Below are 21087 nucleotides of genomic sequence, written 5' to 3'. Positions count from 1 at the left end.
CATGACTGAAACTTCAACCATCGCCGATCAGGCTTTCCCGCCAGAGCTTGTGATTGCGGATACCGTGCGCTGGCTGGAAAAGGCAGTCATCGGCCTCAATCTTTGCCCCTTCGCCAAAGGCGTGCATGCCAAAGCCCAGATCCACTATGTCGTCAGCGATGCGAGCGATGCGCAGGGCGTGGCGGATGCCCTGCATCGCGAGCTTGAGGCCCTGGCCGAAGCCAACGCGGAAAAACGCGACACCACGCTGCTGATCCTGCCCCATGCCCTGCAGGACTTCCTGGACTTCAATGACTTTCTTGAAGTGGCCGATGCCATGGTCGAGGAGCTGGATCTGGGGGGCATCTTGCAGGTCGCCTCGTTTCATCCTCAATTTCAGTTTGAGGGTACGGATGTGGATGACGTCACCAACTGCACCAATCGTGCTCCCTATCCCATCTTGCATTTGCTGCGCGAAGACAGCATCGACAAGGCTGTGGAGGTGTTTCCGGAAGCCGAGACGATTTACGAGCGCAATATGGAAACGCTGGAAAAGATCGGCATCGAGGGCTGGCTGGATCTGGATGTCGGGGCTCGCTGCCCCGTGACCGGCCATGGTGAGGCAAAGGCGGAGAAGTGATGGGCAAGACCGACAAAAAGCAGAGCCTGCAAAAGCCCGCCAAAGCAGGGGCACTTGATATCGCCGAGCAACTGGGGCTCAAGCCCGGCCAGAGCCTTGAGCTGCTCAAGGCTCTGCATATTCTGACGCGCGAGGGCAAGCTCAATCAGGATTCGCGCCGCAAGCTCAAGCAGGTCTATCACCTCTATCAGTTCATCGAGCCTTTACTGGCAGAGCTGTCCAAGGATGGGCATGCCGTGACACTGGCTGACCATGGGGCGGGCAAGTCCTATCTGGGGTTCATTCTTTACGACCTGTATTTCAAGGCCTTGGCTCAGGGCCGGATTTTCGGTATCGAGACGCGTGCGCCGCTGGTCGAGGCGTCTCAGAAGTTGGCGACTGAACTTGGCTTCGATCGCATGGAGTTTCTCAATATGTCGGTGGCCGAGTCCACGCGAGCAGACTTCATGCCTTCGCAGTTCGATGTGGTCACGGCCTTGCACGCCTGCGATACGGCGACTGATGATGCGATAGCCTTCGGGCTGGAAAAGCAGGCCAAGGCCATGGTGCTGGTGCCTTGCTGTCAGGCAGAGGTGGCTGCATGCCTGCGTCAGACCAAGGCCATGAGTCTGGCGCGTACTCCGCTGGCCGAGTTGTGGCGTCACCCGATCCACACTCGCGAGATGGGCAGTCAGATTACCAATGTGCTGCGCTGTCTGTATCTGGAGGCTTGCGGCTACCAGGTCACGGTCACCGAGCTGGTCGGCTGGGAGCACAGCATGAAAAACGAATTGATTGTGGCCCGTTACACGGGGCAGAAAAAGCGCAGTGCGGCGCAACGCCTGCTTCAGCTGCTCGCCGAGTTTGGGCTGGAAGGTCTGTCCGACGTGCGCTATCCCCATTTGCCGCAAACCAGCGCGGTTTGAGCAGGCTTGAAGCATGAGCCCTACCGGGCTCGCTGTTCGTGATGCTCAGTGAGCTTGCATCAGGCGCTTCATCAACTCCTGTGTCGATGCGTCCACTCCTGCCCAGTCATTGTGGCTCTGGCGGGCATGCAGCTGCTTTGCCAGCTTCTTGCCCAGCTCCACTCCCCACTGGTCGAAGCTGTTGATATCCCAGATGGCGCCGGAGACAAAGATGCGATGTTCATACAGCGCGATCAAGGCGCCCAGAGAGGCGGGGTCCAGTCTTTCAAGCATCAGGAAGCTGCTGGGGCGATTGCCGTCGCAGTCTTTTTCCAGACCCTCTCCGCAGCGCCCCACCATCAGCGCCTGGGCCTGGGCAATGGCGTTGACCACCAGGCTTTGATGGTGCTCGCCCAGGTATTTGCCCCCGTCGCGCAGGGCAATGAATTCGACCGGTATGACATCGCGCCCCTGATGCAGCATCTGAAAAAAAGCATGTTGCCCATTGGTGCCGGGCTCGCCCCAGATCACCGGTGCAGTGGGAGCTGTGAGTCGAACGCCATTCTTGTTGATGCTTTTGCCATTGCTCTCCATCTCCAGCTGCTGCAGATAGGCCGTCAGGCGGCGCAGACCATGGCTGTAAGGCGCAATGCAGCGGCTGGAAAACTGGCAGAAATTGCGATACCAGACATCCAGCAGTCCCAGGCGCACTGGGAGATTGCTCTCCATGGGCGCAGTGAAAAAGTGGGCGTCCATCGCATGAGCGCCGCCCAGTAGCGCCCTGAACTGTTCCGAGCCTATGGCGATGGCGATAGGCAAGCCGATGGCGGACCACAGCGAAAAGCGTCCGCCCACCCAGTCCCAGAAACCCAGCGTGCGCTGTATGCCAAATTCTGCCGCAGCCTGTGTATTGGTGGTGAGGGCCACGAAGTGCTGGTCAATCGAGCATGGTGCTTGCGGATCTGGGCTGCCCCCATGATCCAGAAACCACTGCCTGGCCGAGCGAGCATTCAGCATGGTCTCGGCCGTGGTGAAGGACTTGGAGGCAATCAGGAACAGCGTGCTTTCCGGTTTGACCCGGCGCAGCACATGTCCCAGCTCGTGGCCGTCAACATTGGATACAAAGTGAAAGTTCTTGTCCTGGTCTATCCAGTCCTCAAGGGCATTGACCACGACTTCCGGACCCAGGTGCGAGCCGCCGATGCCGATATTGACGATATCGGTGATCTGCTGGCTGCCCCTGATCTGATCGGCCAGGGCGAGCATTCGATCCAGCGTGTCGTGCACTTCACGCAGCGCCGAGTGCATGTCCTGGGGCCAGGAGCGAAGCACAGGGGACTGGGCGAGCTGCCCGCCGTCTGCGGGAGTGCGCAGCAGCCAGTGCATCGCGCTGCGCTGCTCGCTGGTATTGATGGCTGCGCCTGCCAGCATGGCATCGCGTTTGCGAGCGAGCTGGCTCTCGGCTGCAAGCTGCCCCAGCAAGGCCTCGGTCTCGCAAGTCCAGAGGTTCTTCGACAGGTCGGCGAAGACATATGGCGCCTGCATGCTCAGGGCATCAAGACGTTGTGGGTCCTGTGCAAAAGCCTGGCGCAAATCCAGATGCTGGATCTGCGACCGGTAATGGGTTTGCAAAGCCTGCCAGGCAGGCAGCTCGTGACAAAGAGGCATCAAAGGAAATTCCCGTCAATCTGCAGCCGCTTGCTGCATCAATGCTTCCAGCTTCAGGGTGTCTGCGGTGAAAGCGCGAATGCCCTCGGCCAGCTTTTCCGTGGCCATGGCATCTTCGTTCAGCGCAAAGCGAAACGAGGCCTGGTCGTACAGAACGCGCTCCTGCGGCTGGGCCCTGGCCTTGTCCGGGTCCAGGGCGCGGGCCAAAGGCATGGCGTCGTCCTGCTGTGCGCGGAGCTGGGCCAGCAGCTCAGGTGCAATGGTAAGCAGATCGCAGCCCGCCAGAGCCAGAATCTGCCCGGTATTACGAAAGCTTGCACCCATGACCTCGGTGGAAACATCGAAGTGCTTGTAGTAGTCGTAAATTTTCTGTACCGAGCGCACGCCGGGATCATTGGCGCCGGCCATGGCGGCTTCATCCCATTGCGCGCCGGCTTGCTTTTTGTACCAGTCGTAGATGCGGCCCACAAAGGGCGAGATCAGCTGGACCTTGGCCTGGCCGCAGGCAACGGCCTGACAGAAGGAGAACAGCAGCGTCAGGTTGGTGTAGATGCCGCGCTGCTCAAGAATGCGGGCCGCTTCAATCCCTTCCCAGGTGGCGGCGATCTTGATGAGCACGCGCTCGGTGTGGATGCCTGCGGCCTGATACAGCTCGATCAGTCGCTCGGCGCGCGTGACCGTGGCCACGGTGTCGAAAGACAGGCGGGCATCGACCTCGGTGGAGACACGGCCGGGGATGGTGTTCAGAATCTCGCAGCCGAAGCGCACCAGCGTCCGGTCCATGATTTCGTCCAGCCCTCTGTCTTTGAACTGCGCCACGGTAGCGCGCATCAGCGGCGCATATTCGGTCTTTTGAACCGCCTTGAGAATCAGGGATGGATTGGTGGTGGCATCTTGCGGTTGAAACTGCGCCAATTGATGAAAATCACCGGTGTCCGCGACCACGGTTGTGAATTGCTTGAGCGCCTCCAACTGATTCATGTCCATCCTTTGCTGTGTTTCAAACTAACCAGCAAGTGTAGAGCGTGAATCCCAGATTGAGAACGAGCCTGCCGACACTCTGTTTGATGGTGCATCAAGGCAAACCCTGCTGAATATGTTCGCTCTCCTATTTATTTGCGGAAATATTCAAGTTTTGCAGCCATTTTGCAAGGTGTGAGGCGCTTCGGTCTTATGCTCGCCTTTTTCTGCACGCATTTATTGCTTCCACCTCATCCGCGCCAATATGCTTGATCGGATTACCGCCTCCCTTCCGTCCCTGGCGCCTGCAGAGCAGCGTGTTGCACGCCTGGTGCTGGCCGACCCGCGGGCCTTCGCGCATCTGCCGGTGCGAGAGCTGGCAGTGCGGGCGCATGTCAGCAAGCCGACGGTGGTGCGCTTTTGTCGCAGCATGGGCTATGACGGCCTGGCGGACTTCAAGCTCAAGCTCGCGGGCAGCGTCAGCGAAGGCGTGCCCTTCATCCATCGCAGTGTGGACAGCGATGACAAGACCAGCGATGTCATGGTCAAGGTGGTGGACAACGCAGTTGCCGCTTTTCTGCAGTACCGCAATGCGGCCAGCACGGCGGCCATAGAGCAGGCTGCGCAGGCGATTGCAGCGACCTGGCAGACGGGCAAGCGCATCGAGTTTTACGGCGCCGGAAACTCGGGCATCGTGGCGCTGGATGCCCAGCACAAGTTTTTCCGCCTCGGTGTGACAAGTCTGGCCACCAGCGATGGCCATATGCAGGTCATGAGCGCCACCTTGCTGGGTCCGGGCGATTGCGTGGTCATCATCTCGAACTCCGGCCGCACGCGAGATCTGATGGATGCGGCTGATATCGCCCGCAAGAACGGGGCCACCACGATTGCCATCACGGCCAGCGGCTCGCCTCTTGCCTCGGCGTGCCAGGTGCATCTGGCTGCCGATCACCCTGAAGGCTACGACCGCTACAGTCCCATGGTCTCGCGGCTGCTGCACCTGCTCATCATCGACGTGCTGGCGACCTGTGTGGCCCTGCGCATCGGGCCAGCACTGCAGCCGGCGCTGGAGCAGATGAAAAACAATCTGCGCGCCAAGCGCTACACCTGAAGACCTGCAAAGACGCAGCCCGGGACGGGCAGCAGCGAAGGCTCGAATGCTCTTTTAATAGGAGCTTATATCGCTCTATTGATAAACATTTCAGATGCAAAACATATTGAATTCGTTTGTGAGTAGGCGATGACAGCTATCAAAAATAAAGCCCATGCGGCCAGGAGCTGCATGGGCTTTGTTGCGGGCGGGCGCTTGCCTGCGGCTTCCGTGCTTACTCCTGCACGATGGAGGAGGGGTGGTTGGCCAGGGGCTTGACCTTGATCTGCATATAGGGGAACAGCGGCAGGCCGCTGAGCAGGCTGTGCAGCTCGTCATTGCTCTGGACATCGAAGATGCTGACGTTGGCGTATTCGCCCACCACGCGCCAGATATGGCGCCACTTGCCTTCGCGCTGCAGCTTTTGCGAGTATTCCTTCTCGTCCTGCTTGATCTGCGCGACCAGGGCGGGGTCCAGCGAGTGGGGGATCTGGACAATCATTTCGACCATGAACAGCATGGGTTCTCCTAGGTGAGGATGTGAACGGAAAAGCGGAAAAAGAACGTCGGCGACCAGTTACAGGTGCGGCCAGATCAGCATGGTGCTCGCGTAGATCACGCCGACCAGCATCATGGAGACCACGGTATAGCCCATGATGTCCTTGAGCTTGAGCTTGGACAGCGCCAGGGCCGGCAGGATCCAGAAAGGCTGCACCAGGTCGTTCCAGCCATTGCCCAGCATCACCGACATGGCGGTCTGGGCCTGCGAGGCGCCCAGGGTCTTGGCCGCGTCGATCATGAACGGGCCCTGCAGCACCCAGTGGCCGCCGCCCGAGGGTGCGAAGAAGTTGATCACGAAGGAGCTGATCAGCCCCCACAGCGGCAGCGTGTGCTCGTTGGCGATGCTCACGAAGATGTGGGCGATGGACTCCACCAGGCCCGAGCCATGCATGATGGCCATGATGCCTGCGTAGAAGGGGAACTGCAGGATGATGCCGCCGATGGTCTTGACGCCCTCATTGACCTTTTCCACATAGAGCATGGGTGTCTTGAGCAGCAGCACGCCCAGGAACAGGATGAAGAAGTTGATCATGTTCAGGTCGAGGTTGCCGCCCTTGACGAAGTGCAGCACCACATAGGCCATGCCGCACAGGCCGATCAGCAGATTGAGCACGCGGCTGTTGTTCAGGCGGTAGGCCAGGGTCTTCTGGTCGCCCAGCAGGTCGTGGCCTGCGCCGCCCTTGCCTTCGTCAGCGGCCATGGCGGGGTCCAGCTCCACGATCTTCTCGCCGGCCTTGGGGTGCATGGCAGCGTTGAGCAGCGGCAGGGCGATGAGCACGGCCAGACTGGTCAGCAGCATGGGTGCCGAGAAGATGGTCTGCGTCAGCGGGATCAGGCCCATGCTGCTCTCGAAGGTGTGACCCTTGGTCGAGATCAGCACCGGAATCGTGGCCGAGAAGCCCAGGCTGTACATGGTGAAGCCGGTATAGGCCGAGGCGATGATCAGCGGATAGTGAACGCCCTTGACCTTGAGCGCCAGCTTGCGCGCCATGATGCCGCCGATCACCAGGCCGAAGCCCCAGTTCAGGTAGCTGCCCACGCAGCCCACGATGGTGGCCACGATGATGGCCTGGCGCGGCGTGTGCACGTGGCTGGCGATGCGGTCCAGGAAACGGTTGACCAGGGGCGCGGCCGCCAGTACATAGCCCATGACCAGGATCACGGCCATCTGGGTGGTGAAGGCCAGCAGGCTCCAGAAGCCCTTGCCCCAGTCCTCGACGACCAGGTTGACGGGCCGGCTTTCCACGGCAAAGGCCAGGACCATGGTCAACAGGGTCAGCAGGATGGCGAAGACAAAGGGGTCGGGCAGATACTTGCGCATCAGCTCGGTGAAGAAGGCGGTGATTTTCGACATGGGTGCCGGTCTCCGGGGTTGGAATGGTTTGTGGGGAGAGGAAGGCGCCTGCGCCGTGGGGCGCAAGGCTGGAGCGTGGTTCTGCTCAAGCGGCCGGCAGGGCTCGCGTCAGAAACGCCGAGCCAGGGCCGTCCCGCAGCGTGGGCGTCGTCCCCCTCCCGCGCAGCGAGAGAAGGGGGGAGGCCGCACTGCGGCTCAGGGGGTGTTCATACGGAGGCCACGCCGACGGTCATGCCGCCGCAGACATAGAGCACCTGTCCGGTCACGAAGCCGCTGCGCTCGTCGAGCATGTAGGACACGGCATGGGCCACGTCTTCGGGTGTGCCCACGCGCTTGACGGGCACGGACTGGATGATCTTTTGCGTGCGCGGTGCATCGGGCGGGTTGGCCTTGTCGAACAGCTCGGTGCGGATGGGACCGGGGCCGATGGCGTTGGCCGTGATGCCCCATTGGCCCAGCTCCAGCGCCCAGACGCGGGTCATGCCGATCAGGCCGGCCTTGGTGGCTGCGTAGGCGGTGCGCAGGTCCTTGCCCAGCGCGGCGCGCGAGGACATGTTGACGATGCGCCCGAACCCCGCCTCCTTCATGCCGGGCAGCAGGGCCTGCATGCACTGGAAGGCGCAGCGCAGGTTCAGCGAGACGGCCAGGTCGAACTCTGCCAGGGTCTGGGACCCGGCGTCATTGGGCACGACCACGCCCACGTTGTTGATCAGGCGCGTGATGGGCCCGCCCTCCAGGGCCAGGCGCAGGGCTCGGGCCGTGTCCTCGGCATTGCTGAGGTCGGCCTGGATGCCGCCCGCAACGTGATCAACCACACGGTCGATGATGATGGGCTCGTAGCCGTCGGCACGGCAACGCTCGGCGGCGGCCGCACCGATTCCGGCACCGCCACCGGTGATCAGCACGCGGGGACGGACAGGAAGGGAAGCGTTCTGGGAAGACATGGCAATACTTTCGGACGGAATGCGGGGAAAGGAGGGGCGGCCGGACTGGAGCTAGGCCGCCGCAGGCAGGTGGCTGGTGCCGGCGACATAGGCTTTGCGCCAGCGGGTGATGGACACGCGCTCGAACAGGCCGGCCCGGAAGAAGGGGTCGGACTCTATGAAGGACTGGGCCGCTTCGCGCGTGTCCAGTTCCACCACGTACAGGCCGCCGCCGAGGTCGCTGCCGTCGTCGGCCAGCTTGGCGCCGCAGGCCAGCAGCAGGTGTTTGTGGGTGTCCAGAAAGTCCAGGTGTGCGGGGCGATGGGCCTGACGCACGGCCTGGTGGCCGGGCTTGTCGAAGGTTTCGATGATGAAGGGCATGAAGGCTCCGGTGTTGGGCTCAGACCGTGGCGACCGGTGTGACCGGCGAGGCGATGGCACCCGGCAGGTTCAATGGCGGCGCCGTGAGCAGGAAGCGATGGCGGCCGTGCTCGCGCAGCCAGTGCGCCAGCGGCGTCAGATGCCACAGCTCACCCAGGTGCACGCCCAGCTTGAACAGGCAGTGCTCGTGCAGGGGCAGGGCCGCGCAGCAGGCGGCGCCCGGGCGCGCGGGGAAGGCCTCGACCGCGTAGTTGTCGGTGGCGATGACGGCGATCTGGCTGTCGGTGATCCACTGCAGCAGGCGTGCATCGCGCCCGTCGAGCACGGCGCAGGCGTGTTCCAGCACCTCGGGGTCGGGGTTTTTGTGCATATCCAGCACGCGCTGGGCAAAGCCTGTGTGCAGGCACAGCATGTCGCCGGGTTCGATCTGCACGCCGTCGGTGGCGATGACCTGCATCAACTGCTCGTAGCCGACCAGGGTGCGGGCGTCGCCGAAATGGGCGCGCAGGTCCACCATCACTCCGCGGCCCTGCACGCCGTTGCGGGCCATGCCTTCAATGCCCAGGGCCTTGGCGCAACTGGTGCTGGCGCTGTCGTCAAGGCGCGCGGGAATGCCGGTGCCGCTCAGCTCGGCGGGGCCCACGATGTCGACGCCGGCGGCAAAGCCGTTGTAGTAAAGCGGCTCGGGCAGGCCGTCGCCATTGGCATCGAACAGGGCGCCCACGTGGGCCAGGCCGTCCCACTGCGTGGAGTACTGCAGCGAGAGGATGACCATGTCGTCCGAGAGCACATCGGTGCGGCCCGGCTCCAGCTCCTGCAGCAGGCAGTTGAAGTTGACGCGGCCCTTGCGCTGCAGCGGGCGCAGCACGGGCGGCTTGCGGTTGGGGTTGAGGGCGCTGCCGCCCGGGTAGTCCAGCGGCAGGCTCAGCGCAAAGCGCTGGCCGGTCTGCACTTCGGCCGCACCTTGGCGGACTTTTTCAGGGGTCAGCAGGTTCAGGCGGCCGAGCTGGTCGTCTTCACCGAAGTCGCCCCAGGTCGAGCCTTGGGGGCGCTGCTTCCAGCGGCGGGAGCGAGTGGACATGGCAGTCTCCGTATCACAGGCTGTGGCGGCCGCTGCCGGATGCGGGCAGTCGGTCGTCGCGGCGTCGGTCAGTGCTGGCGCGCAAAGCCGGCCAGGGCTTGCTCGAAGGCCTCGGGTGCCTCCAGGTTGGATAGGTGCGAGGCCTGCAGCTCGGCCAGCTGCGAGCCGGCGATGGCGGCCTGCATGGCCTGGGCATCGGCCACCGTGGTCACGGGGTCCTGTGCGCCGGCCACCAGCAGAGTGGGGGTGGCGATGCCGGCAATCGCAGTGCGCAGATCTTCGCGGGCCAGGGCTTCGCAGCAACTGGCATAGCCCTCGGGCGCGATACCTGCGATCCAGCCCTGGGCGCGCTGCACCACGGCGGGCTGGGCAGCCGCGAAGCCCGGCGTGAACCAGCGGCCGGGCGATGATTCGGCCAGGGCCAGCATGCCGGCCGCGCCGTTGGCGCGCACCTGGGCGGCACGTTCCAGCCAGGCAGACTCCACGCCGATCTTGGCGGCGCTGTTGGCCACAGTGAGGCTGCGCAGGCGCTGGCCGGCATTGACGCCCAGCCACAGGCCGGTCAGGCCGCCCATGGAGATGCCGCAGAAATGCGCCTGCTGCACCTGCAGCGCGTCGAGAATGGCCAGCACGTCACGGCCCAGCTGCTCGACGCTGTAAGGGCCGCTGCTGCAGACACTGGCACCATGGCCGCGCGTGTCGTAGCGCAGCACACGAAATTCGCTGCGCAGGGCAGCTGCCTGCGCGTCCCACATCTCCAGCGTGGTGCCCAGGGAGTTGGAGAGCATGAGCACGGGAGCGTCGGCAGGGCCTTGCAGATCAATGCGGAAATCGCCGGTGGCGGTGGAGAGGAGAGAGGTGGTCATACAGGCTTGCAGACGATGCGTGAAATAGAGCGCGCAGCAGCGCATGAAACTGGCGTGGACCAAGCCAGGGACAGCGAGAAAGGGCCTATGCCGGCCGGGCCGCCCCGCAGCGGGGGCTGCCCCAGCGAGGCTGTCGTCCCCCTCCCGAAGGAGAGGGCGCCGTGCCACGGGGGAAGCCGCGCAGCGGCTCAGGAGGAGTGTTGGATCTCAGACGCTGGCGCCGGAGTCCTTGACGACCTTGCCCCACTTCTTGGCTTCGGCGTCGATGAACTTGGCAAAGCCTTCCTGGGTGTCGATCACGACTTCTCCGCCCTGGTCGTTGATCTTCTTGATCACGGCGGGATCCTTGAGCACCTTGGCGATGGCGGCATGCAGCTTTTGCTGGATGTCGGCCGGTGTCTTGGCCGGAACGAAGAGACCGAACCAGGAGGTGGCCTCATAGCCGGGCACGCCGGCTTCGGCCACGGTGGGCACATCGGGCAGCTCGGGCGAGCGCTTGGCCGTGGTCACGGCGATGGGGCGCAGCTTGCCCGAGCGCACATGCTGGATGGCCGAGGGCATGTTGTCGAACATGATGGCGATCTGGTTGCCCAGCAGGTCGGTGATGGCCGGCGCGCTGCCCTTGTAGGGCACATGCACCATGTCCAGATGGGTCATGGACTTGAACAGCTCGCCCGACAGATGGATGGAGCTGCCCGAGCCCGAGGAGCCGAAATTGAGCTTGCCGGGATTGGCCTTGGCGTAGGCCATCATTTCCTTGACCGTCTTGAACGGCTGGCTGGGGTGGGCCACCAGCAGATTGGGCACGTTGGCGACGCGAGTCAGCGCAGCGAAGTCCTTGACCGGGTCGAAGGGCATCTTCTTGTACAGGGCTTCGTTGATGGCGTGCGTGCCCACCGTCCCCATGAACAGGGTGTAGCCGTCGCCAGCTGCACGGGCTGCGGCCTGGCCGCCGATATTGCCGCCCGCGCCGGGGCGGTTGTCGATGATGATGCTCTGGCCCAGTTCGGTGTTCAGGGCCTGACCCACCACGCGCGCCAGGATATCGGTCGTGCCGCCGGCCGAGAAGGGCACGATCATGGTGATGGGCTTGCTGGGATAGGGCGTCTGGGCCATGGCGGGAGCAGCGCCCAGAGCGAACAGGGCGGTTGCTGCCAGGGTCTGCAGACTGCGGCGGCGAGACAGGGAAAGGGAATTGGACATTGAGGTCTCCGGGAAAAGGCAAGACACCGCCGGCCAGTGGCCGGGGCGCGGGCTGCCGCGGTGGCACACCTGCAAGAGAAGGTGCACGTCAGCGGTCGTTGTTTTTGAGCAAGAGGCAAGGGGGGGCGGCAGCAGGCCGGACTGATCCGGCCCTGCCGCAGTCGGGATCAGACGCGTTCGAGCACCACGGCAATGCCCTGGCCCACGCCGATGCACATGGTGCACAGCGCGTAGCGGCCGCCCAGGGTATGGAGCTGATTCACGGCCGTGGTGGCCAGGCGGGCGCCCGATGCGCCCAGGGGGTGACCCAGGGCGATGGCGCCGCCCCACTGGTTGACGCGGCGGTCGTCGTCGGCAATGCCCAGGTCGCGCAGCACGGCCAGGCCTTGTGCGGCAAAGGCTTCGTTGAGCTCGATGACATCCATCTGCTCAAGAGTCAGGCCTGTCTGGGCCAGCACCTTGCGCACGGCGGGAGCGGGACCGAAGCCCATGATGCGCGGCGCGACGCCGGCCACGGCCATGCCGACCACACGGGCGCGCGGTACCAGGCCGTACTGGCGGGCGGCTTCCTCGTTGGCCAGCAGCAGGGCGCAGGCGCCGTCGTTGACGCCGCTGGCGTTGCCGGCCGTGACCGTGCCATCGGGGCGTACCACGCCCTTGAGCTTGGCCAGTGCCTCGATGGTGGTGGCGCGGGGGTGCTCGTCCTGGCTCACGACGATGGGGTCACCCTTCTTCTGGGCGATGGAGACAGGCACGATCTCGCGTGCCAGATGGCCGGCAGCAATCGCTGCTGCTGCCTTTTCCTGGCTGGCCAGGGCCATGCGGTCCTGGGCTTCGCGCTCGATCCTGAAGTCGTCGGCCACGTTTTCGGCGGTCTCGGGCATGGAGTCCACGCCATACTGGGCTTTCATCAGCTTGTTGACGAAGCGCCAGCCGATGGTGGTGTCGTAGACGGCATTGCTGCGGCTGAAGGCGGACTCGGCCTTGGGCATGACGAAGGGCGCGCGGCTCATGCTCTCCACGCCGCCGGCAATCATCAGGCGTGCTTCACCGGACTTGATGGCACGCGCGGCCGTGCCCACAGCATCCAGGCCCGAGCCGCACAGGCGGTTGATGGTGGCGCCGGACACGTCTATGGGCAGGCCGGCCAGCAGTGCCGACATGCGGGCCACGTTGCGGTTGTCCTCGCCGGCCTGGTTGGCGCAGCCATAGAGCACATCGGCCACGGCGGTCCAGTCCACATCGGGGTTGCGCTGCATCAGCGCCTTGATGGGCAGGGCGCCCAGATCATCGGTGCGCACGCTGGACAGCGCGCCGCCGTAGCGACCGAAGGGGGTGCGGATGGCGTCGCAGATAAAGGCTTGGTTCTGGTTGCTCATGGCATGTCTCCGTTATGAAAATTGAACTTCTGGTGCAGACCGGATCGGCCTGCCGTTCAGGCCGCGATGGGCAGGCCCACGATGCGTTCGAGCTCGGCGTGCTCCAGGCCTTCGACCTTGTCGATCAGGCGCAGCCCCTCGGCAGTGCAGGCCAGGGTGCACAGATCGGTGTAGATGCGCTTGACGCAGCCCAGGCCGGTCAGCGGGTAGCTGCACTGGGCCACGACCTTGCTTTCGCCCTTTTTGGTGAGCAAATCCATCATCACCCAGGTCTGCTTGGCGCCAATGGCAAGGTCCATGGCTCCGCCCACGGCGGGAATGGCGCCGGGCTCGCCCGTGCTCCAGTTGGCCAGGTCACCCGTGGCCGAAACCTGGAAGGCTCCGAGCACGCAGATGTCCAGATGGCCGCCGCGCATCATGGCGAAGCTGTCGGCGTGGTGGAAATAGCTGCCGCCGGGCAGCAGGGTCACGGGCTGCTTGCCGGCATTGGTCAGGTCGTAGTCTTCAGAGCCGGCAGCCGGTGCCGGGCCCATGCCCAGAATGCCGTTCTCGCTTTGCAGCACGATTTCGCGTCCTGCGGGGATGTGGTTGGCCACCAAGGTGGGCTGGCCTATGCCCAGATTCACATAGGCACCGTCATGAATGTCCTGGGCCACGCGCAGGGCCAGTTCGTCCTTGCTTCGTTTTTGATAGCTCACGCTTGTATCTCCTTGCTGGACCTTGGCTGGCTCAGGCCGCCTTCTTGAAGCCGCCGGCCTGGGTGGCCACGCGCTCGATCTTCACCACCTGGCTCACATAGATGCCCGGGGTGACCACGGATTCGGGGTCAAGCTGGCCGAGCTCCACGATGTCATGCACGGTGGCCACAGTGAACTTGGCGGCCGAAGCCATCACGGGGCCGAAGTTGCGCGCCGACATGCGGTAGGTCAGATTGCCCCAGCGGTCGCCTTTTTCGGCCTTGATCAGCGCCACATCGCCATGGATCGGGTACTCCAGCACATAGTGCTTGCCGTTGATCTCGCGCGTTTCCTTGCCTTTGGCGAGTTCGGTGCCGTAGGCCGTGGGGCAGAAGAAAGCGCCTATGCCTGCAGCGGCGGCGCGCATGCGCTCGGCCAGATTGCCCTGGGCCACCAGCTCTAGCTCGATCTTGCCGCTGCGGTACAGCTCGTCGAAGACCCAGCTGTCCACCTGGCGCGGGAAGCTACAGATGATCTTGCGCACCTGGCCGGTCTTGAGCAGGGCGGCCAGGCCGGTGTCGCCATTGCCGGCATTGTTGTTGACCACGGTGAGCTCGCGTGCACCCTGGGCGATCAGGCCGTCGATCAGCTCGCCGGGGATGCCCGAGGTGCCGAAGCCGCCGATGAGCACGGTGGAGCCGTCTCGAATGCCGGACAGGGCCTGAGCGACCGAGTCGGCGATCTTGTTGATCATGGGGGTCTCCAATTTTCTATACAAAGACTTGCGCCATTGGCGCTAAAATGTTCGCATATAGAACATTTGTTCGCTAAAAGAATTGTAGGAAAGGATGAAGAAAATGGAGACTGTAAAAACCACATCAGGGAAAACCCCGGTTGAGGGCGAGGCGCCCTCTCTCAAGCCCGGCGACAGCTATGTGCAGTCCTTTGCCCGGGGGCTGGAAGTCATACGCTCGTTCAGTGCCAGGGCGCCGGAGCAGACGCTCAGCGAGGTGGCTGCCGCCACGGGTCTGACGCGTGCCGGTGCCAGGCGCATCCTGCTGACGCTGCAGACGTTGGGCTATGTGCGCAGCGACGGCAAGTACTACGCACTCACGCCGCGCATCCTGGATCTGGGCTTTGCCTATCTGAGCTCCACGCCGCTGTGGAATCTGGCCGAGCCGGCGATGGAGGCGCTGGTGGACGAGGTCAAGGAGTCGTGCTCGGCCGCCGTACTCGAAGGTCTGGATGTGGTCTATGTGCTGCGCGTGCATACGCACAAGATCATGAGCACCAATCTGGGCGTGGGCTCGCGACTGCCCGCCTTCTGGACCTCCATGGGCCGGGTGCTGCTGGCGGCGCTGCCCCCCGATGAACTGCGGGCGCTGATGGCCCGGCGCGAGCAGCGCGCCTTCACGCGCCACACGCTGACCGGCGACGACGAGTTGTATGCCGAGGTCGCCCGCGTGCGCGAGCAGGGCTGGGCCCTGCTCAACCAGGAGCTGGAGGAAGGGCTGATCTCGATTGCCGCCCCCATACGCAATGCGCGCGGCCAGACGGTGGCGGCGCTCAACATCAGCGGTCAGGCCAACCGCACCAGCGAGCAGATGATGCGCGAGCGGCTGCTGCCGCAACTGCTGGCCGCTACGCGGCATATCAGCCAGTTGCTGAGTGCTTCGGGCCGCATGCATCTGTGATGTCTGGCGCTTGAGGAGGCGTCGGCCTTGGTGCGACGCTTCATAATGACCGAAAAGCCTTCCCTGTCGCCCCTGTCCAAGTCTGCTCCATGGCCCGTCTTCCCCGTCTTACGCTGGCAAACATGCCGCACCACATCATCCAGCGTGGCAACAACAGCGGCGAGATCTTTGTGGATGCGCAGGATCGCCTGGTCATGCTGGATCTGATGCGCGAGATGGCGCGGCGCTTCGAGGTCGATGTGCATGCCTATGTGCTCATGCCCAATCACTTCCATCTGCTGCTGACGCCCAGGACGGAGCAGGGCGTGCCCCAGTTCATGCAGGCCGTGGGGCGCAGCTATGTGCGTTACTTCAACAACCGGCACGGGCGTACCGGCACCCTGTGGGAGGGGCGCTACCGCTGCACCGTGCTGCAGGCCGAGCAATGGCTGATGGCGACCATGGTCTCCATGGATCTCAACCCCGTGCGCGACGGGCTGGTGCAGCGCGCGGTGGACTGGCCCTGGTCCAGCTATGCGCACAACGCAGGCCTGCAAAGCGATGCGCTCATCAGCCCGCACGCGCTTTTCTGGGCTCTGGGCAACACGCCGTTTGCCCGGGATGCGGCTTATGTCAGGGCCGTGGAGGCCGGTCTGGATGCAGATACGCAGGCGCAGATCAGCCATGCTGCACTGCGTGGCTGGGCTTTGGGCGAGCCCGATTTCATTGAAAATTTGCAACAGAAAACCGAGCGGCGCGTGAAGCGGCAGAAGGCCGGCAGGCCTGCAGCACGCACAGCTTCGGTGCACGAGGACTAGGGAGCTTTTCCAACTCCTTGTTTTTATTGGATTGCTTTTCTCGGTTTTTATATGTCCCTAATTAAATTCAAATAAAAAAAGTTGGGAATTAATTGGAATCTGACCCCAATTAATACTTATTGCATAACTTCATGTCATGTCGTAATCTTGCGTTCCCCGCGATTGATATAAGAGGATTCCCCATGACGACTGCTGCCGAGATCAAGTATCTCCAGGACCACGGTCTGTACTCCAAGAGCAACGAACACGATGCCTGCGGTCTGGGCTTTGTGGCCCATATCAAGGGCCAGAAGCGCCATGACATCGTGCTGGGGGCACTGAAGATCCTCGAAAACATCGACCATCGCGGTGCTGTGGGTGCGGACCCCCTGATGGGCGACGGCGCCGGTATCCTGATCCAGATCCCGGATCAGCTCTACCGCGAAGAAATGGCCAAGCAGGGCGTGGCACTGCCTCCTGCCGGCGAATATGGCGTGGGCATGATCTTCCTGCCCAAGGAACATGCTTCGCGCCTGGCTTGCCAGCAGGAGATGGAGCGTGCGATCAAGGCCGAAGGCCAGGTGCTGCTGGGCTGGCGCGATGTGCCGGTGAACCGCGACATGCCGATGTCGCCCACCGTGCAGGAAAAGGAACCCATCCTGCGCCAGGTCTTCATCGGCCGTGGTGCCGATGTCATCGTGCAGGATGCGCTGGAGCGCAAGCTGTACGTGATCCGCAAGACGGCCTCGGCCGCCATCCAGAACCTGGGCCTCAAGCACAGCAAGGAATACTACGTCCCCAGCATGAGCAGCCGCACCGTGGTCTACAAGGGCCTGCTGCTGGCCGATCAGGTGGGCGTGTACTACCGTGACCTGGCCGACGAGCGCTGCGTCTCGGCCATCGGCCTGGTGCACCAGCGTTTCTCCACCAACACCTTCCCCGAGTGGCCTCTGGCTCACCCCTACCGCTATGTGGCCCACAACGGTGAAATCAACACCGTGCGCGGCAACTACAACTGGATGCTGGCGCGCGAAGGCGTGATGGCCTCTCCCGTGCTGGGCGAAGACCTGCAAAAGCTCTATCCCATCAGCTTTGCCGGCCAGTCCGACACCGCCACCTTCGACAACTGCCTGGAGCTGCTGACCATGGCCGGCTACCCCATCAGCCAGGCCGTGATGATGATGATTCCCGAGCCCTGGGAGCAGCACGAAGCCATGGACGAGCGCCGCCGCGCCTTCTATGAATACCACGCTGCGATGATCGAGCCCTGGGACGGCCCCGCCTCCATCGTATTCACCGATGGCCGCCAGATCGGCGCCACGCTGGACCGCAACGGTCTGCGTCCCTCGCGCTACTGCATCACCGATGACGATATGGTGATCCTGGCTTCCGAAGCCGGCGTGCTGCCCGTGCCCGATAGCAAGATCGTGCGCAAGTGGCGCCTGCAGCCCGGCAAGATGCTGCTGATCGACCTGGAGCAAGGTCGCATGATCGAAGACGAAGAGCTCAAGGCCAACGTCGTCAACACCAAGCCCTACAAGCAGTGGATCGAGAACCTGCGCATCAAGCTCGACGAGGTGGAAATCCCCGCCGACTTCAAGGCACCCGCAGCCAAGACCGAGCTGTCCCTGCTGGACCGCCAGCAAGCCTTCGGCTTCACGCAGGAAGACATCAAGTTCCTGCTGACCCCCATGGCCGAGAAGGGCGAGGAAGGCATTGGCTCCATGGGCAACGACAGCCCGCTGGCCGTGCTGTCCGACAAGAACAAGCCGCTGTACAACTACTTCCGTCAGATGTTCGCCCAGGTGACGAACCCCCCCATCGACCCGATCCGCGAAGCGATCGTGATGTCGCTGGTGTCGTTCGTGGGTCCCAAGCCCAACCTGCTGGACATCAACCAGGTCAACCCGCCCATGCGCCTGGAGCTGCAGCAGCCCGTGCTCGACTTCGAAGGCATGGCCAGGCTGCGTGATATCGAAAAGCGCACCAACGGCAAGTTCAAGAGCTCGACCATCGACATCACCTACCCGCTGTCCTGGGGCAAGCAGGGTGTGGAGGCCAAGCTGGCTTCGCTGTGCGCCCATGCTGTGGACGAGATCAAGGGCGGTGCCAACATCCTGATCATCAGCGACCGCAACATGAGCGCCACGCAAGTGGCCATCCCCGCGCTGCTGGCTCTGTCCGCCATCCACCAGCATCTGGTGCGTGAAGGCCTGCGCACCACCGCCGGTCTGGTGGTGGAAACCGGCACGGCCCGCGAAGTGCATCACTTTGCCGTGCTGGCCGGCTACGGCGCTGAAGCTGTGCACCCCTATCTGGCGATGGAGACCCTGGTCGACATCTTCAGCCGCGAAGGTGCGCCCATCACTGCCGACAAGGCCATCTATCACTATGTGAAGGCCATCGGCAAGGGTCTGTCCAAGATCATGTCCAAGATGGGCGTGTCCACCTATATGTCCTACTGCGGCGCCCAGCTGTTCGAGGCCGTGGGCCTGAACAGCGAGACCGTGGACAAGTACTTCACGGGCACGGCCAGCCGTGTGGAAGGTATCGGCGTTTTCGAGATCGCCGAGGAAACCATCCGCAACCACGAGGCTGCCTTCAGCGACGACCCCGTGCTGGAAACCATGCTGGATGCCGGCGGCGAGTACGCCTGGCGTGCCCGTGGCGAAGAGCATATGTGGACGCCTGACGTGATCGCCAAGCTGCAGCACTCCACACGTGCCAACAACTTCAGCACCTACAAGGAATACGCCCAGCTGATCAACGACCAGACCAAGCGCCACATGACGCTGCGCGGTCTGTTCGAGTTCAAGTTCGACCCCGCCAAGGCCATTCCCGTGGACCAGGTCGAGTCGGCCAAGGAAATCGTCAAGCGCTTTGCCACGGGTGCCATGTCGCTGGGCTCCATCTCCACCGAAGCCCATGCCACGCTGGCCGTGGCCATGAACCGCATCGGCGGCAAGAGCAACACCGGCGAAGGCGGCGAAGATCCCAAGCGCTATCGCAATGAGTTGAAGGGCATCCCCATCAGCAAGGGCGAAACCCTGGCCTCCATCATCGGCAAGGACAAGGTCGAGTCCGATATCGAACTGCAGGCCGGCGACTCGCTGCGCTCCAAGATCAAGCAGGTCGCATCCGGTCGTTTCGGCGTGACTGCCGAATATCTGGCTTCCTCGGACCAGATCCAGATCAAGATGGCTCAGGGCGCCAAGCCCGGCGAAGGCGGCCAGCTGCCCGGCGGCAAGGTCTCCGACTACATCGGTGCACTGCGTCACTCGGTGCCGGGTGTGGGCCTGATCTCGCCTCCTCCCCACCACGACATCTACTCGATCGAAGACCTGGCGCAGCTGATCCACGATCTGAAGAACGTGGCTCCGCACGCCAGCATCAGCACCAAGCTGGTGTCCGAAGTCGGCGTGGGCACGATTGCCGCAGGCGTGACCAAGTGCAAGAGCGATCACCTGGTGATCGCAGGGCACGACGGCGGCACCGGCGCTTCGCCCTGGTCCTCCATCAAGCATGCGGGCGGCCCCTGGGAAATCGGCCTGGCCGAGACCCAGCAGACCCTGGTGCTGAACCGTCTGCGCGGCCGTGTGCGTGTGCAGGCCGACGGCCAGATGAAGACCGGTCGCGACGTGGTCATCGGCGCTTTGCTGGGTGCTGACGAGTTCGGCTTCGCCACGGCTCCGCTGGTGGTGGAAGGCTGCATCATGATGCGCAAGTGCCACCTCAACACCTGCCCCGTGGGCGTGGCTACGCAAGACCCCGTGCTGCGTGCCAAGTTCACCGGCAAGCCCGAGCATGTGGTGAACTATTTCTTCTTCATCGCTGAAGAAGTGCGCCAGATCATGGCCCAGCTGGGCATTGCCAAGTTCGACGACCTGATCGGCCGCTGCGACCTGCTCGACACCCGCAAGGGCATCGAGCACTGGAAGGCTCAGGGCCTGGACTTCAGCCGTCTGTTCGCCCAGCCCGAAGTGCCTGCCGGCGTGGCCCGCTACCACGTGGAAAGCCAGGATCACCTGCTGGACAAGGCGCTGGACGTCAAGCTCATCGAGCGCTGCAAGCCCGCCATCGAAAACGGCGAGAAGGTGCGCATCATGGAAGTGGCGCGCAACGTCAACCGCTCCGTCGGTGCCATGCTCTCGGGCGCGGTGACCAAGCATCACGCCGAAGGTCTGCCAGATGACACCATCCGTATCCACTTCGAAGGTACGGGCGGCCAGTCCTTCGGTGCCTTCCTGTGCAACGGCATCACGCTGAACCTCAGCGGCGAAGCCAACGACTACACCGGCAAGGGCCTGTCCGGCGGCCGCGTGGTGGTGCATCCCAGCCATGAGTTCCGTGGCTCGACGACGACCAACACCATCGTGGGCAACACCGTGATGTTCGGCGCCACCAGCGGTGAAGCCTTCTTCAGCGGCGTGGCCGGCGAGCGCTTTGCCGTGCGTCTGTCCGGCGCCACGGCCGTGGTCGAAGGCGTGGGTGACCACGGCTGCGAATACATGACCGGCGGTACCGTGGTCGTGCTGGGCAAGACCGGCCGCAACTTCGCGGCCGGCATGAGCGGCGGCGTGGCCTATGTCTACGACGAGGACGGCAAGTTCGCCGAGCGCTGCAACACCGCTTCGGTGAAGCTGGAGAAGGTGCTGCCGCACGACGAGTTTGTCTCGCGTGTCGATCCCGGCATCTGGCACCGCGGCCAGAGCGACGATCAGCAGCTGCGCGATATGGTGGAGGCTCACAGCCGCTGGACGGGTTCCAAGCGTGCCCGTGATCTGCTGGACAACTGGGCCGCGGCGCGTGCCAAGTTTGTCAAGGTGTTCCCGACCGAGTACCAGCGTGCACTTGGCGAGATCTTTGAACGCAAACAGAAGGAAAAGCAAGCTGCGAAAGCGCCAGCAGCTCCTCAAAAAGAAGCAGTAGCCGCCAAGTAAAAACGGCTCCAAGCGGTGGCGGCCAGGCGGC

Annotated in this window: 18 protein-coding genes; 6 read left to right on the top strand and 12 right to left on the bottom strand. The window is 63.4% G+C overall.

What is annotated here, in order from left to right; genetic code table 11:
• Position 1 precedes the first annotated feature (1 nt).
• Both QYQ99_RS08475 and QYQ99_RS08470 read left to right on the top strand, forming a co-directional pair.
• Complete coding sequence (locus QYQ99_RS08475; RefSeq protein WP_302092247.1) at positions 2 to 619, top strand: DUF1415 domain-containing protein; 618 nt, start codon at positions 2 to 4, stop codon at positions 617 to 619.
• Positions 619 to 1524 (top strand): class I SAM-dependent methyltransferase, encoded by a 906-nt coding sequence (locus tag QYQ99_RS08470; RefSeq protein ID WP_302092246.1) that lies wholly within the window; start codon positions 619 to 621, stop codon positions 1522 to 1524. The genes QYQ99_RS08475 and QYQ99_RS08470 overlap by 1 nt, the downstream gene beginning before the upstream one ends.
• 45 nt (positions 1525 to 1569) lie before the next feature.
• Here QYQ99_RS08470 and pgi read toward each other — a convergent pair whose 3' ends face one another.
• Positions 1570 to 3171 carry a glucose-6-phosphate isomerase gene (pgi, locus tag QYQ99_RS08465; RefSeq protein ID WP_302092245.1) on the bottom strand — a complete coding sequence of 534 codons (1602 nt, stop codon included), beginning with the start codon at positions 3169 to 3171 and terminating at the stop codon, positions 1570 to 1572.
• A gap of 15 nt (positions 3172 to 3186) precedes the next feature.
• Complete coding sequence (gene tal, locus QYQ99_RS08460; RefSeq protein ID WP_302092244.1) at positions 3187 to 4152, bottom strand: transaldolase; 966 nt, start codon at positions 4150 to 4152, stop codon at positions 3187 to 3189.
• Positions 4153 to 4396: 244 nt separating this feature from the next.
• Between tal and QYQ99_RS08455 the strand changes: the two genes are divergently transcribed.
• Positions 4397 to 5242, top strand: coding sequence for an SIS domain-containing protein (locus QYQ99_RS08455; RefSeq protein WP_003058703.1), 846 nt, complete (start codon positions 4397 to 4399; stop codon positions 5240 to 5242).
• Positions 5243 to 5456: 214 nt separating this feature from the next.
• Here the strand turns inward: QYQ99_RS08455 and catC are convergent, their stop codons facing one another.
• The 10 genes from catC to QYQ99_RS08405 form a co-directional block, all read right to left on the bottom strand.
• The gene (gene catC, locus QYQ99_RS08450; RefSeq protein WP_302092243.1) at positions 5457 to 5741 is read right to left on the bottom strand and encodes a muconolactone Delta-isomerase; all 285 of its coding nucleotides are present in this window, start codon (positions 5739 to 5741) and stop codon (positions 5457 to 5459) included.
• A 57-nt stretch (positions 5742 to 5798) separates the two neighbouring features.
• Positions 5799 to 7136, bottom strand: coding sequence for a short-chain fatty acid transporter (locus tag QYQ99_RS08445; protein WP_302092242.1), 1338 nt, complete (start codon positions 7134 to 7136; stop codon positions 5799 to 5801).
• A gap of 206 nt (positions 7137 to 7342) precedes the next feature.
• Positions 7343 to 8080: an SDR family oxidoreductase gene (locus tag QYQ99_RS08440; RefSeq protein ID WP_302092241.1), complete on the bottom strand. Its 738-nt coding sequence runs from the start codon at positions 8078 to 8080 to the stop codon at positions 7343 to 7345.
• Positions 8081 to 8131: 51 nt separating this feature from the next.
• Positions 8132 to 8440 (bottom strand): YciI family protein, encoded by a 309-nt coding sequence (locus QYQ99_RS08435; protein ID WP_302092240.1) that lies wholly within the window; start codon positions 8438 to 8440, stop codon positions 8132 to 8134.
• 19 nt (positions 8441 to 8459) lie between these two features.
• A complete protein-coding gene (locus QYQ99_RS08430; protein ID WP_302092239.1) occupies positions 8460 to 9521 on the bottom strand; it encodes a cyclase family protein in 1062 nt (353 codons plus the stop codon).
• Between the two features lie 68 nt (positions 9522 to 9589).
• Complete coding sequence (gene pcaD, locus QYQ99_RS08425; RefSeq protein WP_302092238.1) at positions 9590 to 10387, bottom strand: 3-oxoadipate enol-lactonase; 798 nt, start codon at positions 10385 to 10387, stop codon at positions 9590 to 9592.
• A 207-nt stretch (positions 10388 to 10594) separates the two neighbouring features.
• Positions 10595 to 11590, bottom strand: a complete 996-nt coding sequence (locus QYQ99_RS08420; protein WP_302092237.1) for a Bug family tripartite tricarboxylate transporter substrate binding protein — start codon at positions 11588 to 11590, stop codon at positions 10595 to 10597.
• A 167-nt stretch (positions 11591 to 11757) separates the two neighbouring features.
• Positions 11758 to 12969: a 3-oxoadipyl-CoA thiolase gene (gene pcaF / locus QYQ99_RS08415; protein WP_302092236.1), complete on the bottom strand. Its 1212-nt coding sequence runs from the start codon at positions 12967 to 12969 to the stop codon at positions 11758 to 11760.
• A 56-nt stretch (positions 12970 to 13025) separates the two neighbouring features.
• Positions 13026 to 13667 carry a 3-oxoacid CoA-transferase subunit B gene (locus QYQ99_RS08410; RefSeq protein ID WP_003074107.1) on the bottom strand — a complete coding sequence of 214 codons (642 nt, stop codon included), beginning with the start codon at positions 13665 to 13667 and terminating at the stop codon, positions 13026 to 13028.
• A 31-nt stretch (positions 13668 to 13698) separates the two neighbouring features.
• A complete protein-coding gene (locus tag QYQ99_RS08405) occupies positions 13699 to 14400 on the bottom strand; it encodes a 3-oxoacid CoA-transferase subunit A (protein WP_302092235.1) in 702 nt (233 codons plus the stop codon).
• Between the two features lie 103 nt (positions 14401 to 14503).
• Between QYQ99_RS08405 and QYQ99_RS08400 the strand changes: the two genes are divergently transcribed.
• The 3 genes from QYQ99_RS08400 to QYQ99_RS08390 all read left to right on the top strand — a co-directional run bounded on the left by QYQ99_RS08400 (position 14504) and on the right by QYQ99_RS08390 (position 21056).
• Positions 14504 to 15340, top strand: coding sequence for an IclR family transcriptional regulator (locus QYQ99_RS08400; RefSeq protein WP_302092234.1), 837 nt, complete (start codon positions 14504 to 14506; stop codon positions 15338 to 15340).
• An 89-nt stretch (positions 15341 to 15429) separates the two neighbouring features.
• Entirely contained in the window at positions 15430 to 16137 is a 708-nt protein-coding gene (locus tag QYQ99_RS08395) for a transposase (RefSeq protein ID WP_003062049.1), read from the top strand.
• Between the two features lie 182 nt (positions 16138 to 16319).
• Entirely contained in the window at positions 16320 to 21056 is a 4737-nt protein-coding gene (locus QYQ99_RS08390) for a glutamate synthase-related protein (RefSeq protein ID WP_302092233.1), read from the top strand.
• Positions 21057 to 21087 lie beyond the last annotated feature (31 nt).

Source organism: Comamonas testosteroni, from assembly GCF_030505195.1.
In the GTDB taxonomy this organism is placed as follows: domain Bacteria; phylum Pseudomonadota; class Gammaproteobacteria; order Burkholderiales; family Burkholderiaceae_C; genus Comamonas; species Comamonas testosteroni_G.
Note: the sequence above shows the minus strand (reverse complement) of the source record. Positions and strands in the feature narration are given on the sequence as shown.